Annotated in this window: 15 protein-coding genes; 6 read left to right on the forward strand and 9 right to left on the reverse strand. The window is 39.6% G+C overall.

Translation table 11 applies throughout. The annotated features are described in order from the left end of the window. Positions 1 to 83: 83 nt before the first annotated feature. Positions 84 to 704 carry a hypothetical protein gene (locus K1720_RS02380; protein WP_251949620.1) on the forward strand — a complete coding sequence of 207 codons (621 nt, stop codon included), beginning with the start codon at positions 84 to 86 and terminating at the stop codon, positions 702 to 704. On the opposite strand, the gene wecB is transcribed toward K1720_RS02380, so the two are convergent. Together wecB and K1720_RS02390 are read right to left on the reverse strand one after the other, a co-directional pair. Then, positions 690 to 1823, reverse strand: a complete 1134-nt coding sequence (gene wecB / locus K1720_RS02385; protein WP_251949621.1) for a non-hydrolyzing UDP-N-acetylglucosamine 2-epimerase — start codon at positions 1821 to 1823, stop codon at positions 690 to 692. The genes K1720_RS02380 and wecB overlap by 15 nt on opposite strands. Beyond that, positions 1820 to 3106, reverse strand: coding sequence for a UDP-N-acetyl-D-mannosamine dehydrogenase (locus K1720_RS02390; RefSeq protein WP_251949622.1), 1287 nt, complete (start codon positions 3104 to 3106; stop codon positions 1820 to 1822). The genes wecB and K1720_RS02390 overlap by 4 nt, the downstream gene beginning before the upstream one ends. A gap of 299 nt (positions 3107 to 3405) precedes the next feature. Here K1720_RS02390 and K1720_RS02395 point away from each other — a divergent pair, with 299 nt between their 5' ends. Beyond that, a complete protein-coding gene (locus K1720_RS02395) occupies positions 3406 to 4494 on the forward strand; it encodes a DUF354 domain-containing protein (protein ID WP_251949623.1) in 1089 nt (362 codons plus the stop codon). After that, positions 4491 to 6410 carry a hypothetical protein gene (locus tag K1720_RS02400; RefSeq protein WP_251949624.1) on the forward strand — a complete coding sequence of 640 codons (1920 nt, stop codon included), beginning with the start codon at positions 4491 to 4493 and terminating at the stop codon, positions 6408 to 6410. The genes K1720_RS02395 and K1720_RS02400 overlap by 4 nt, the downstream gene beginning before the upstream one ends. Here K1720_RS02400 and K1720_RS02405 read toward each other — a convergent pair. Together K1720_RS02405 and lplB are read right to left on the reverse strand one after the other, a co-directional pair. Beyond that, on the reverse strand, positions 6391 to 6951 hold the full coding sequence (locus K1720_RS02405) for a stage II sporulation protein M (protein WP_251950456.1): 561 nt from the start codon (positions 6949 to 6951) through the stop codon (positions 6391 to 6393). The two genes, K1720_RS02400 and K1720_RS02405, sit on opposite strands and share 20 nt — an antisense overlap. After that, positions 6938 to 7228 (reverse strand): lipoate-protein ligase small subunit, encoded by a 291-nt coding sequence (gene lplB / locus K1720_RS02410; protein ID WP_251950457.1) that lies wholly within the window; start codon positions 7226 to 7228, stop codon positions 6938 to 6940. Before lplB ends, K1720_RS02405 begins: the two co-directional genes overlap by 14 nt. Positions 7229 to 7297: 69 nt before the next feature. Here lplB and K1720_RS02415 point away from each other — a divergent pair, with 69 nt between their 5' ends. Then, entirely contained in the window at positions 7298 to 9232 is a 1935-nt protein-coding gene (locus K1720_RS02415; protein WP_251949625.1) for an arginine--tRNA ligase, read from the forward strand. An 86-nt stretch (positions 9233 to 9318) separates the two neighbouring features. Next, entirely contained in the window at positions 9319 to 10206 is an 888-nt protein-coding gene (locus K1720_RS02420; protein ID WP_251949626.1) for a dihydrodipicolinate synthase family protein, read from the forward strand. Here the strand turns inward: K1720_RS02420 and prf1 are convergent. The 3 genes from prf1 to K1720_RS02435 form a co-directional block, all read right to left on the reverse strand. Continuing rightward, positions 10186 to 11433 (reverse strand): peptide chain release factor aRF-1, encoded by a 1248-nt coding sequence (gene prf1 / locus K1720_RS02425; protein WP_251949627.1) that lies wholly within the window; start codon positions 11431 to 11433, stop codon positions 10186 to 10188. The two genes, K1720_RS02420 and prf1, sit on opposite strands and share 21 nt — an antisense overlap. A gap of 80 nt (positions 11434 to 11513) precedes the next feature. Next, positions 11514 to 11750 carry a pro-sigmaK processing inhibitor BofA family protein gene (locus tag K1720_RS02430; protein WP_251949628.1) on the reverse strand — a complete coding sequence of 79 codons (237 nt, stop codon included), beginning with the start codon at positions 11748 to 11750 and terminating at the stop codon, positions 11514 to 11516. Continuing rightward, positions 11743 to 12321, reverse strand: coding sequence for a HEAT repeat domain-containing protein (locus K1720_RS02435; protein ID WP_251949629.1), 579 nt, complete (start codon positions 12319 to 12321; stop codon positions 11743 to 11745). The genes K1720_RS02430 and K1720_RS02435 overlap by 8 nt, the downstream gene beginning before the upstream one ends. Before the next feature lie 152 nt (positions 12322 to 12473). Between K1720_RS02435 and K1720_RS02440 the strand changes: the two genes are divergently transcribed. After that, complete coding sequence (locus K1720_RS02440; protein WP_251949630.1) at positions 12474 to 12764, forward strand: MazG nucleotide pyrophosphohydrolase domain-containing protein; 291 nt, start codon at positions 12474 to 12476, stop codon at positions 12762 to 12764. 54 nt (positions 12765 to 12818) lie between these two features. Here the strand turns inward: K1720_RS02440 and K1720_RS02445 are convergent, their stop codons facing one another. Further along, positions 12819 to 13196, reverse strand: coding sequence for a class III signal peptide-containing protein (locus tag K1720_RS02445; RefSeq protein WP_251949631.1), 378 nt, complete (start codon positions 13194 to 13196; stop codon positions 12819 to 12821). A 47-nt stretch (positions 13197 to 13243) separates the two neighbouring features. Beyond that, complete coding sequence (locus tag K1720_RS10675) at positions 13244 to 13714, reverse strand: class III signal peptide-containing protein (protein WP_341480972.1); 471 nt, start codon at positions 13712 to 13714, stop codon at positions 13244 to 13246. Positions 13715 to 13859 lie beyond the last annotated feature (145 nt).

Raw genomic sequence — 13859 nt, forward strand, 5'->3', positions numbered from 1 at the left:
TAGCTGTTTTTTAGGGCTTTTTAATATACACAAAGAAAGATTTAAATATTTTACATATCTTAGTAGTCATTGTGGTGAAATTTATGTCAAAGAAAGTTGTTATACTGTGTATCATTCTGCTGTTGGGTTTGTCGTTTTTTGTTCTAACCTTCTCATTTGTAAAGTCAGAGACTCAGGTAACCTCCACGATTGGAGGAGCTTCATCTCAGAACACAACCCTAATTCAAGGAAAGATATACATTTATATTGAAGGAAATGATAGTCTTAGTATTGCTCTAAAAAAGGCTCTCCTAAGAGAGTTTGCCCAAAAGGGGTATGAAGCGTTTGAAATTAAGGAGCTTGAGAAAAAGTATGATGGACAATTTTTAGCAGTTAGAGTTCTCGAGAATAACATAACATACACACCCATCTACTCCAAAGGAAGCCTAAAGGCTCTTATGGTGCACTCAACTATTGGAGACACAGCGCATTACTTCGAGGTTAAGCATGCAAGCCAATCAAATTTGACTCAAGTTCTGCGAACATTTGATTCAAGAAAATATATTAGAGGCCAGACCATGTCAGGCGGAATAATCTTGATAAGAGATACATCCAAAGGTATTATGACTTACCCTGGATATAAGGACATGCTCGTAAAGTTCATGGTAAAAGCATTGGTTTCTGAAGTAGAAAGAATAAACGAAACGGTATTAAATAAATCTTGAGCTTCTCACCTTCAGTTCTCCTTTATTGTAAAGATTGAACAGAATCTCAACTATTCTCTCTCCACTCCTCCCGTCTCCAAAAGGATTCTTTGCTGATTCCATCTTCTCATAAAACTCTTTATCATTCAAGAGTCTATCAACATAGTAAAGAACTCTTCCCTTTTCTAGGCCTACGAGGACGTTTCCACCTGCTTTTATCGTCTCTGGTCTCTCAGTATTGTAGCGGAGCGTTAAACAGGGCACATTTAGTATTATGCTTTCTTCTTGAATTCCTCCTGAATCAGTTAACACAAACTTTGCATTTTTTTGAAGCTTTAAGAAGTCAAGATAACCCAAGGGTTTCGTTAAAATTACATGAGCTTTTTGCTCTAGCCTGTCCCAAAGATCTAACGATTTTAAGCGCTTTTCCGTTCTTGGATGTACCGGATAAATTACAGTTATCGGCAAGGATTCTATTATTTCCACGAGTTTTTTGAGGTTCTCCTCACTATCAGTGTTCTCTGCCCTGTGGGCTGTTAAAACGGCGTACTCTTTAGGTCTTAATCCAAGCTCGTCTAAGATTTTACTCTTCCTTTCGGCTATTTCCGAATTCTGAAGAACCGCATCAACAATTGTGTTCCCAACAACATAAACTCCTTCAGATATACCTTCCCGTTCGAGATTTTTCTTTGCTTCCTCTGTAGGTGCAAAAAGAATCTCACTAGCATGATCTGCCAAAATCCTGTTTATTTCTTCAGGCATTGTTCTATCAAAGCTCCGTAAACCTGCTTCAACATGAGCCACTGGGATCTTAAGCTTTACACTCGCCAAAGCACCAGCTAAAACAGTGTTTGTGTCCCCTTGAACTAGACTGACATCCGGTTTTTCTTTCATCAGAACCTCTTCTATTTTTATCATGGCGGTGCCAGTTTGATAGGCTTGAGTCCCAGAACCAACTTCAAGATGGTAATCAATCCTATGAAGCTCAAGCTCTTCCAAAAAGATCTTGCTCATTTCATAGTCATAATGCTGACCAGTATGAATGAGTAATGGGTCAATACCCCTTTCCTCAAATGCCCTTATTACAGGTGCCAACTTTATTATCTCAGGCCTTGTTCCAAAAACAAAAGCTGGTTTCAATACTCGCCCCTCCCAATCCCCTTAAACACAAAGCTCTTTGGGGGAGTCTGCACTACGTGTCTTCCATCTATTAAAACTCTATTTCTCATGAGTTTCCCCAATTCTTCCCAATTAAGATTTTTAAATAGCGAGTGATCTGTTGCTATCACTGCCACATCACTCCCTCTTAAAGCCTCCTCAAGAGTTTCGTGAGTACCTTTTACATATGGATCATAGGTCCTTACATCCTTCACTTCCTCTTTTATCTCTTCAATAAAGAATAAAGCTGGAGAGTTCCTCGTATCATCCGAATCTCCTTTATACGCCAACCCCAGTACTGTGACAATGGCGTCCTCCGGAGGTAAGTTTATAGTCTTTAGAGCACTTACTAGAAGATCCTTGACAAAGAGGGGCATATCTTCATTGATTTCTCTAGCTTTCTTCACCAATCCAAAATCTTCTTTAGCCGAGCTTAATAATAAATAAGGATCTTTTGGCAAACAATGCCCTCCAACACCTATTCCCGGAGTGTGAATTTTGACCCGTGGATGAGTATTGGCCAATTCTATTGCTTTAAAAATATCAACACCGTATTGATGAGCTAAAAGAGCAAATTCATTTGCCAGTGCTATGTTCACGTCTCTAAAAGTGTTTTCCATCAGTTTTACCATTTCGCTGGTTGTGGAGTTGGTTTTAAATATCTGACCTTTTACAAAAGAGCGGTATAAAATCTCAGCTAGTTCTGCACTCTCTTCATCTATACCTCCAAGTATCCTCGAATTATAAACAAGCTCCTTAAATATTCTTCCAGGCATTACCCTCTCAGGAGCATGTGCCATGTAGAAATCTTCTCCAGCTTTTAGGCCATTTACTTCCTCTATGAGCTTTGCCATTCTTATAGTGGTCATTGGTGGAATCGTGCTCTCAATTATCACTAGAGAGCCCCTTTTCATAGTCTCAGCAACTGTTCTAACAGCATTTTCAAGATAACTTAGATCAGGAGTCTTATCATCCTTTAATGGCGTTTGAACACATATTAAGTAAACGTCTTTTTCCCTTATATCATTCTTATCAGAGGTGGCCCTTAATCTGCCACTTTTTATGGCCCTATGTAAAAGTTCATCTATGTCAGGTTCCACTATATGAGAATTACCAGAATTCAATTTTTTCACAACTTCATCCCTTATTTCATACCCTATCACATTAAAACCTGCATTTGCAAACATTATAGCGGTTGGAAGCCCAATATATCCCAATCCAATGACTGCGATTTCTGCACTTTTCTCAATTATTCTCTCTTTCATCTCTTCCACCCTAAGTAAAAGAGACTGAAAACCCAAATTTAAGGTTTTTCCACGCAACAATTTCAAACCAAAACTCCCAAAGATTTCTCCAGAATTTTTGATTTTTCTTAAGATGGGAGACTGATAATAAGACGAAATTACAAAATCTGCCTCTAAAACATCGTTTTCATTAACAGAAATTGTAATAAACGTTTGCAACCAAAAAGAAGCTTTTGGGATATGAGTATCCAGACTCAAAAAAACCATTTTACGGAAACCCTTTTAATGGACAAAGGTGTTCATAATATTGGGTGAAATCTGTGAAGATCTGGATAGACATTGTCAACGCACCTCACGCTCACTTTTTCAAGGGTATAATCAGGGAACTCGAGAAGAGAGGACATGAGGTTTTGGTCACTACAAGGGAATTTGACGGTTTAACTGGAATTTTGGACATGTTGGGAATAGATTACTACATTGTTGGAAAACATGGTGGTTCTACACTTGAAGGAAAGCTTATAGCAAGTGTTGAAAGACAGCATAAGCTCGCTAAATTAATAATTGAAGAAAAACCCGATTTAGCCCTCTATAAAAATTCCCCAGAGGCTCCAAGAATTGCCTTTGGTTTGGGGATTCCAACTATAGGATTTGCAGATAATGACACCGCAACAGCGGTTAATAAACTCATGTTACCGTTCACAAGGAGACTTGTTTATCCGAAAGCCATTGATGCATACGAGCTTATAAAATGCGGAGCCGATGCAAATTCTTTAAGACCTATAAACGGCATACCTGAGCTTGCTCACCTATATGGATTCGTTCCAAGCAAAAAGCCACTAAAAGAGCTAGATTTAACTGCCTACAGCTATATCGTCATGAGAACTGAACCGATAAAAGCCAATTACTTTAACGGGGATGCTGAGAAGAGCATACTTGAGAATATCATCCCTCTTCTCCCTGACATCCCCATTGTCCTTTTCCCGAGAACTGAAAGTCAGGCAAAGCGATTTAAACACTTTGAAAATGTTATAATCCCAGACCATGTTACCGACAGCCTATCGCTTCTATATTACGCAAAACTCATGATAGGAGCCGGTGGAACAATGAATAGAGAGGCACTAGCTTTAGGAACTCCAACCATATCGACATATCCAGGTAAGCTACTCGCAATAACCCGGTGGCTCATAAACTTGGGGATTAAATTCCATTCCACAGACCCCATAGGAGTTTCTGAAAAAGCCTGGGAGCTCATGAGAAAGAATGGAGCCTTTAGAAAGCATGTTAGAAACGTGATTATGACTATGGAAAATCCCATAGATGCATTTTTGAACGAAATCGAAACGTATGAAGAATATGGAACATTCCCTGTCCAAGAAACTGCTCCCGAAGAACTGGTGAGCAGAAAATGAGGGCCAAGTTGGCCACGATTATTTTTCTTTTACTCATTTACGCCTCTCCGGCAGGATCATTTGAATATTATCTTCATGGAATTGGGAAAGTAATTGACGATCCTCTCCCTCCCTCTTTCACCTTAAGCGTTCAAGAACTTCCCGTTACGTATGTAGTGGGGCCTGACTCAAGAGGATACCTTTATGGGGTAGAGTATAAGAGATTGAGACATCAGAGAATGCGAATATTAAAAAGCCAGGATGGAGAAAACTGGGAAGTATTATATGCGCACAACACTGAGGTAACTTCTCTCTATCTGTGGAAGGATACACTCTTCTTCTCAGATATCAAAGGGAGAATATTTATGTGGAATGGACAAGCCTTTGAAGAGGTTATGAGGCTCGACGATGGCAAATACGCCATCTGGTGGTCATGGGCAGGAAATGAAGACTTTCTGCTTATAGGAGAATATGGGAAGAAGTCCAACAGTGCGAAAGTCTATAGAACTTTTGACGGGAGGCATTTTGAAGTTTTCTTTGACATAGAAGATCACTACCAGGTCAAAGACAACGGGTGTCATATCCACTTAGTTAGCGTAGATCCCTACGATAAAATCGTTTACGTTGGAGTTGGCGATAATCCCCCATATAGAGGACTGTATATCTATAAAAACGGCACTTGGATATTTAGAAATACTAACAACCATGTAATCAATTATGTAATGAACAGTGGACCATTAGCTGTCACGTATCCTGATGAAAATAGAGCTTTCTTCTATAATGATAACTTCCCTCAGGTAATAGAATACAACAAGAAAAAGGACGAACTTAAACCCTTAGCAACATGGTTTGGGGAGTATTATAAAGCAGAAATGAAGTTCTACGATGCTCTAAGAGATCCAGAAACCGGAATTCATTATGTAGTAAGTGTGGACTATCATAAAGAAGGCATGGATTATCTCTGGATATCCCTCGACGGAATAGTATGGAGGAAGATAAGTGGAGGACTAATAAATGGTACCAATATTCTCTATCCCATCCACATAGCAAACGGTTATCTTTACATGAACAATTTACGAATGAAATTATTCACACGAGAAGAGGCCCTAAAATTGATCTATGGAAAAGGACCTAGCTTTCCAGTTTCTGGAACTCTTGTTGAAAATAGACCTATGATACTTCCAATACACACGAAATATCCAATTGCAATTGTCATAAAAGGAAAAAAATTCCAAAATATCCTTTCTACTAAACTAGACTGGAAAACAATAAATGGAATCCTGCAGAGAGATGGAGACATTTTAACTATATTTGCCTCAAAGCCGCCCACAGTCCTAGAACTCCCAGGATTAAATCTCAAAAAAGGGTGGTATACCCTAGGAATGTGCATCAAAAGTTCTCAACCATGGGACAGCCAAATTAGCCCAGCACATGTTACTATTTATACAAAAAAAGATGTTTATGGCGGCCTTGCACAGGTAAGCAATGAATGGCGGCCTTTTTACTATGTCTTTTACGTAGATGCTGAGGGAACAGTGAAACTCTCCCTTCTCTTTAACGGGACAGCAACGTATTCAATTGGATGCCTGTTTTTATCCAGTGACATCAGCACATCCAAACCAAACGGAAAATTCCTAATAGGAGAAAGTTACTCAAAAAATGTGAGCTTAAGAATAGACGATAGAACTTATTATATCGGAGACCTAAGGCCAGGAGACACTTATGTCCTGCATCTTAAGGATTTAGAAACTATCGAGCTCCTATCTGGAGGAGCCGTTGATGTATTGATCACAGACAAATGGGAGGAAAAGCACGGCTTAACAATACCAAACAACCAAATGAATAACCCTGACTCAAATAGCATCTTCTCAGTCATATATCTTTTGCTAATATCCTTTATTTTAGGAGGGTATGCACTCAAACAGCAGATGCAATAGTTGGAGTGATATAAGCCTCGACAAAAGCTGCTATCAAAAGCATCACAAGCGCTATGGCAAGCATTTTCATAGACTTCCTGAATCCATTTAAAAAGCGCTCTCCTAAAGTACCTTCCCCTCTAACAAGCTCAAAATACCATTCAACACCCCCAACTCCTGCAACAGCAAAAGCTGGAATTTCAATCAATCCATGAGGGAGTATAGCTAGCACAATTCTTAACAAATCCTCACCTTGTAAATGGAAGTACTCTATCACTATTCCAACTATAAACCCATTGAAGAACAATATTCCAGCTGGCACTATTCCAAATAAAACCCCACCAATTGCTGAAATAATTGCAACCCTAGAATTATTAAAGAAAATGAACGTGAAAAGGCTAAACCTATCCATATTCTCGTTAATGTTGCCCCCCAAGAATTCCCTTAAATTTGAAAATATTATCTCAGCTGAACTAGGATTTATCCGAGCAAAAAGGATACCAAAGAATGATCCTATTAAAAATAAGGCTACAAACCCGTAAAAAATTCTACTTTTCTTCATTTCCACCACTCAATGCATTTTTAAGGGCCATCTTAAAGTCTTCAACATCTATATAGGGCATTTCGATATCCATTCTTACAGAAAAGAACTCGTCTATTATACTCTCAAGTTCTTCTAGCCTCTTTCCTTTTAATGCATCCTCCAGCTCAAGAATGGTTTCTTCAGGATAGATAAAAAAGTCTCCAGTAATTCTCACAGTTTTAGCAATACTGTTCTCCTCTTCAATCTCAAACCTTATAAGGCCCTTTTTGGCCTTATGTTCTCCAATCCTTTTCATGACACTCACAAACAAATTTAAAGCGGGTAGTTTTTAAAGGTTTATGAAAAAGGAAGTCTGGTGGTGATCATGAGTTACGATGATATTAAAGAGAGTATAAAGGAATTACTGGAAGATGTCATCTCAGAAATGCTCAAAAAAGAAGAAAAATCATGGGAAGGTGAGATATTATTTGATGAAACACCCAGCATGGAGTTTGGAGACTTTGCAACAACCGTTGCCTTTCAACTTGCAAAGGTATTTAGAAAAGCCCCCCGAGTGATAGCTCAAGAAATAGTATCAAATCTAGAAGGAAAACTTCCTGAGTATATAGCAAAGGTTGAGGTAGCTGGGGCTGGATACATAAACTTCTTTTTAGAGTATGAAAAATTTGGAGCGTTCACAGTAGAAGAGATTCTACAAAAGGGAGAGCATTTTGGAGAGAGTGATTTTGGGGAAGGTAAAAAAGTTATTGTTGAGCACACCTCCGTTAATCCCACAAAACCCCTCCATATGGGGCACGCGAGAAACGCCGTATTAGGGGACACCATAGCCAGAATAATGAGGGCTCTTGGATACAATGTAGAGGTTCAAAACTACATTGATGATCTCGGTGTCCAGTTTGCCCAGGTCCTCTGGGGCTATCTCAATATGAGAGAGGAATTTGAGAAAATAATGGAAGAGCTCAAAGAAAAAGGACTTTCAAAGGACGATATAATTGATCACGCCTTAGGCCTACTTTACGTTGAGGTCCACAAGAAAATGGAAGAAGACCCCGAAGTAGAGAAGAAGATACGAGCCCTAATGAAGGAGCTTGAAGAAGGAAAGAGTGAAGTAGCAGAAAAAGGAAGAAAACTTGCTGAAGATGTTCTTAAAGCCCAGATGAAAACAACATATAGACTCAACATCTCATATGACCTCCTTAGCTGGGAAAGCGACATTGTAAGAAGTGGAATATTCGAAGAGGCCTACGAGAAGATTGAAGCCAATCCACACTTTGAGTGGGCCAAAGAGGGTAAATATAAGGGAGCTTTTATCATGAAACTTGGCGATCTCTTCCCAGACTTAGAAAATCCTGACACTGTACTTATTAGAAGTGATGGAACTGCAACATATACTGGAAAGGACATAGCATACCACCTCTGGAAATTTGGAAAGGTAAATGCAGATATGCTTTACAAGCTCTGGGACAAAGTCGAAAAGCACGAAACATGGACTACTGCCAAAGACGGTGAAAAAATGCCCGGAAGATTCGCAAATGCAGATATCGTGGTAAACGTCATTGGTTCAGAGCAAAGGTATGAGCAAAAGGCCGTCGCTTACGCACTAAAACTTCTTGGGTATGAAGAATCATACAAGAACTTCCACCACTTAGCTTATGAACATGTAATAAGGCCCGAAGGAAAATTCAGTGGAAGGAAAGGAACATGGATAGGGTTCACTGTTGACGAGGTACTGGATGAGGCCGTTAAGCGGGCTAAAGAGCTTGTAGAGGAGAAAAACCCCGGTTTAAGTGAGGAGGAGAAAGAGAAGATAGCTGAGATCGTTGGAGTAGGCGCTGTAAGGTACAACCTCGTGAAATACTCCCCAGAAAAGATAATCACTTTCAGGTGGGAGGACGTACTTAATTTCGAAGGCGAAAGTGCACCCTACATTCAATATGCACATGCTAGGTGTGCATCAATTCTGAAAAAGGCTATGGAGACAGGTATGACAATTGATCCCACAGAACTCTTAAAGAAGGCAGACTTTTCGAGATTGGACCAAAAAGAAAAAGAACTGATAAAGACCATGGCAAAATTCCCTGAGATCGTAAAAACGGCCGGAAGGGACATAAAGCCAAACTTAATAGCCACATATGCAAATGAGCTCGCCATGATATTCAACAGATTTTACATGGCCCTTCCAGTTTTGAAGGCTGAAGAAGGAACAAGAGAAATGAGGCTTCTATTGGTGATAGCAACAAAACAAGTTCTCAAGAACGCTCTTGAACTAATGGGAATCGAAGCTCCCGAGGTTATGTGAGCCCTTTTCTTTTCTATACATTTTGGCGTAGAACCCATTCTCCACAAACCTAAAATATACCAAAGCCAAACTATTCTGGTGATCCTATGCGCGGAGTTATAGTGCCTCTTGTAACACCTTTTAATGAAGACTATTCCATTGACCTGGCCAGTCTTGAAGAGCACATAAATTACCTTCAGAAAGTTGGAGTGCATGGTATTTTCATAAATGCAACAACTGGAGAATTTACGAGCTTAAACTATGAAGAAAGAAAGCTCCTTGCAGAGAAAGGCCGAGAATTCGTAAGCTCAGCATTTTATTTAGTAGGGACTGCCTCAACAAATACCTTTGAGGTTATTGAGCTAACCAAACATGCTCAAGACATAGGAGCTGATTATGTAGTCATAGCTCCTCCCTACTACTGTCCCCTCAATGATGATGCCCTCTTTAAGCACTACTCTCTAGTGGCAGAAAAAACAGAAGTTCCAATAATCCTCTACAATATCCCCAGTTGTGCCAATCCAATGAGTGTCCATCTAATAAAACGCCTTGCTCTCGAGTACTCAAACATAGCTGGGATAAAGGAAACCATAGATAGCATCAACCACGTTAGAGATGTAATATTTGAAGTGAAAAGCGAAAGAAAAGACTTTAAAGTGTTCACAGGTCTAGATCAACACCTTTTAAACACGCTCTTTTTGGGAGGGGATGGAGGAATAATGGCATGTGCCAACTTTGCCCCAGAGCTTCATCTTGAAGTATATAAAGCATTTGAAGAGAGAAACTTTGAAAAAGCCATGAAGTACTCCCAAAAGCTTGCAAAGGTCTCAAAAGTCTATGATCTAGCATCCTCATTCGGCTCTGCAATAAAAATTGCTATGAATATAAGAGGCTTTTCAATAAAACCAATCCTCAGGCCACCTTATATAATGGATGGAGAAAACGCCAGAGAAAGAATAAAACAACTACTAGCTTCATTGGAGCTTGTACCTTAGGATTGCACCAATCCCTCCAAAGGCCCTATAGAACTGCTGACCTTCATCGGTGTCGAGGGAGATTATTTCAACATCTGATCCACTTTCTTCTGCCATTTTTATAAGTTCCTCAGCCACATCCCATTTCTCAAAGCTTATATTCTGACTGTTGCACTTAGGACAATTTTTGAGATTTTTCTTGTAAATCTCAAAATCAGGCTCGCTCATAGTTTTTAACTCTTCCCATCCGCAATTGTTACACTTGGCCTTTACTCTCACCCTATCATAACCTTCACTGAGTAATAACTTATCAACGGCCCCAAGCTCTAGAGCATTCCTGACCTCCTTTTCACCGTATGTTATAAGGCCTGTATCTTTAACCAAGTGCTTGAAGAACTCTTGTATGAGGAGCCTTTCTTTAACAGCCTCATGCTCTCTTAAAATGTCACTTGCCTTTTCAACAAGCTCTCTAAGACCATACTGGCCATGATAGCTTATATCTACGACTCCAAGAATCCTTTTTCTGAGTTCATGATGCAAGTAATCCCCTTCAACAAATTCCTCCTTTGTTGGTCCTGGACCGCCCACAATAATGCCCTTGAGCTCTCCCTTTTCCAGAAGAGGCAGAAAGACCTTGGTAGAGTGCTCACCAATTCTTTTCATGAATTCATGGGTCTCTTGTTCTCTAATTCGCTCATATCTTCGAGCTGACTGACCACCAGCTCTTGTCTTTCCGGGCACATTGGAGGTTAATTCCTCAACAAGTTCTATCTTCTTCCCTCTGAGAATTCCTATTGTAGCCTCATTCTTTTCGACAGTTATTAAACCATAGGCATCTTTAACACGGAGCATCTCCTCAAGGGGTTCTGTTACAAAAGTTTGGTCACATCGATAAAGTCTGATGTTTAAGGGCTCCGGCGGGACTATGGCAAATACCCTGATATCGGAAACACCTTCCTGCTCGCTCACGTTCCCAACAAAGAGTGCTAATCCTGTTTCAGGAGTTTGTTTGTAAAGTTTAAGATGTTGCATAGCCCTCTCCAAAGCACCAAGAACATTCTTTCGAGTGCTCTTTGATTTAATGTTCTGGGCCGTTCCATACTCCTCCCTAAGTTGCTGCATGACCTTATTCAAATCATAACCTGCTGGAATGTAAAGGGAAACTAATTCTGTAGCTCGACCTCGGAACTTTTTAAGCTCATCTACCTTCTTTTTAAGTTCATACATTTCAGCAGACCTGTGAGACATGATTATCACCTCACCAACTCTTCCCTTTTCTCACTACAACCCTCTTAAAAAATTCGACTTTATAAAGATTTGGAAAAAAGTTAGAGATAAGACAAGAACAACAAAAGAAAAACGCCCAAAATTCCACCCACAGCCACTATAAGGAAGTTTATTAGGTTTATCTCTATGTGTGCTACACCAAGATAATTCAGAACTCCCAAGAGGATTAAACCAACTACTGCATTCATAGCCATCCATCTCAGCACTGCAAAGGTCAGTTTGACAACTATCACTGCGGCAATTATTAACAATATTATGAATATTAGGACATTAATCATTCATTTCACCTCCTAAATCTTTTATCACTTCCCGGGCGATTTCGCCCAATGAAACCCATTTAACACCCTCAAGCGGTAAAATAACGGCTTCATTAACATCTTTGAACTGTTCAATCATTGGAAGGGCCCCTCTAACTTTAAGTTTTTTAAGCATCAACATTGCAAATGCTTTTCTGTTTTTATCGCCTTTTTCTAAGATGTCTATGAGTTCCTCTACTATCTCATCTCTGAACATCCCTTCAATCCATGGGAAAAACCTTAGCATTAGTTCAAAGGCCTGCATGGCATTCTCTTTAACGTATGGATCCGGATCGTTCACTAGAAGAAGGGCTTTTAATGGAAGACCTGCTTCAACATACTCCATCATCAAATCCTTGTGTCTTGAGACGAGTTCACCAAGGAGTAAGAGAGCATCTCCCTTGAGACCCGGATTTTTCTCATCAAGAAGCTCTATTATTGCATCTACATATTTTTTATCCTTCATTGCGGAGATGATAATATCCTCCAAGTCACCTTGAGAAAGCATCTTAATAACCTTGTTCTTCTTGGACCCAAATGAAAATAATCCCATTACACAACCCTATTGCAATTCTGCATTAAACTTTAAATCATTTTCCTTAAGTTTTAAAAAAGAAGAGGAGGATTTAAAGCTAGGCTATGAGGAAAGCGAATTGCGCTGAGCTATGATGAAAAAAGAAGTCCGAGCCCTTAAGAGGTGAGATTATGCACATCAAAGAATTCCAAGAACTTATTAAGGATCTCTACTTTCATAGGGATGAAAAAAGAGGATTGGAGAAGACTTTTCTCTGGTTTAGTGAGGAAGTTGGTGAACTAGCAGAGGCCTTAAGGAAAAATGATAGAAAGGCTATAGAGGAGGAATTTGCCGATGTCTTAGCCTGGCTCGTGAGTTTAGCCAACATAGTAGGGGTGGATGTGGAGGAAGCCACCAAGAAGAAGTATCCTGGAGTTTGCCCTTACTGTGGGAAGAACCCTTGTGAGTGTGAGAAGGAGTAGCTCAAAGTTTTAGAACCCAACCCACTTCAAACCCTCGAGAAAGGAAAATTAATTTCATTCTCCAAGAACATAAACTATCGCTTTGCATGAGTTTATATCGTTCTCGTAGATGCACTTATTATAGGCATTCTCAAGAGTATCTGAGTAGGAAAATGCAGGGTCATCTATACTTTTTGTTTCGCCGTTAAAGGTGCATTGAGAGTTTGAACAAGAGATGGTTTCATTTTTGAGGGAGTTCCAAGCTCCTGTAGCTTCATAGTTAGATTTTATAACTTCCACAGTATTCTGGTATTGCAAGATTTCATTTTGTTGGGTAGATTTTATCGCCTTTGGAACGACACCTTCACCAAAGTAAAAAACCGCTACCAATATCATCACAAGGATAAGAGCAATCATAGCAGAATACTCAAGAGAACCTTGAGCTTTTTTCATTAACATTCCCTCACAAATTTGAAAGAGTTAAGAAAAAGAAAACAAAATCATGTTCCACCAAGAGCGGCTAAGACTTTACAAGCGTCTGCATTACCACCCATACAATCATCATACAAGTTGTCTAGAGTGTCTGCAGCGTCATCATCATCCAAATCAATATAGTTACCAGTAGCTGTATTCATGTTTTCTATATCCGTCAGATACTCACTACCCGAGATATCTACAGTGGCTACTAGAGTACCTCCAGCAGAAGTGTATATCTCTAACTCATCGTTAGTAGAATCTACTACCACTACGTAATTGTCTCCCCACCAGTCTTTTGCTTGTAGTGAAGATTTTCCAAGTTCTGCTTGACTTTGTAAAGCAGCTATATCACTTTGTGATGTGGCCTGCTGCCCACTACTTGAGATGTACCTCACCACAACGAAGATGATTATCAGTGCTGCTGCGATCATGAAGAGGTACTCCAGCGCACCCTGACCTTTCTTCCTTCTAAACAACTTTTTCAAGTTTATCATTTCATCAACACCCCCTATGGAAAATTTTCAAATATAACTTACATCAAAGTTGTATAAATACCTTTCCCCCCAATTATGTCTATTATTACCTCAAAATTGATGAATATTGATTGGAAATTTTCCAATATCACCATATTACCATTGA

This window comes from Thermococcus argininiproducens, assembly GCF_023746595.1.
In the GTDB taxonomy this organism is placed as follows: Archaea; Methanobacteriota_B; Thermococci; order Thermococcales; family Thermococcaceae; genus Thermococcus_A; species Thermococcus_A argininiproducens.

Excerpts from the sequence above, each read along its gene's own strand:
- K1720_RS02420 (WP_251949626.1), top strand. The coding sequence starts at position 9,319 with ATGCGCGGAGTTATAGTGCCTCTTGTAACACCTTTTAATGAAGACTAT.
- K1720_RS02445 (WP_251949631.1), bottom strand. The coding sequence starts at position 13,196 with ATGAAAAAAGCTCAAGGTTCTCTTGAGTATTCTGCTATGATTGCTCTT.
- K1720_RS02400 (WP_251949624.1), top strand. The coding sequence starts at position 4,491 with ATGAGGGCCAAGTTGGCCACGATTATTTTTCTTTTACTCATTTACGCC.
- lplB (WP_251950457.1), bottom strand. The coding sequence starts at position 7,228 with ATGAAAAGGATTGGAGAACATAAGGCCAAAAAGGGCCTTATAAGGTTT.
- K1720_RS02390 (WP_251949622.1), bottom strand. The coding sequence starts at position 3,106 with ATGAAAGAGAGAATAATTGAGAAAAGTGCAGAAATCGCAGTCATTGGA.
- K1720_RS02440 (WP_251949630.1), top strand. The coding sequence starts at position 12,474 with ATGCACATCAAAGAATTCCAAGAACTTATTAAGGATCTCTACTTTCAT.
- K1720_RS02405 (WP_251950456.1), bottom strand. The coding sequence starts at position 6,951 with ATGAAGAAAAGTAGAATTTTTTACGGGTTTGTAGCCTTATTTTTAATA.
- K1720_RS02415 (WP_251949625.1), top strand. The coding sequence starts at position 7,298 with ATGAGTTACGATGATATTAAAGAGAGTATAAAGGAATTACTGGAAGAT.
- K1720_RS02380 (WP_251949620.1), top strand. The coding sequence starts at position 84 with ATGTCAAAGAAAGTTGTTATACTGTGTATCATTCTGCTGTTGGGTTTG.
- K1720_RS10675 (WP_341480972.1), bottom strand. The coding sequence starts at position 13,714 with ATGATAAACTTGAAAAAGTTGTTTAGAAGGAAGAAAGGTCAGGGTGCG.
- prf1 (WP_251949627.1), bottom strand. The coding sequence starts at position 11,433 with ATGTCTCACAGGTCTGCTGAAATGTATGAACTTAAAAAGAAGGTAGAT.
- K1720_RS02430 (WP_251949628.1), bottom strand. The coding sequence starts at position 11,750 with ATGATTAATGTCCTAATATTCATAATATTGTTAATAATTGCCGCAGTG.
- K1720_RS02435 (WP_251949629.1), bottom strand. The coding sequence starts at position 12,321 with ATGGGATTATTTTCATTTGGGTCCAAGAAGAACAAGGTTATTAAGATG.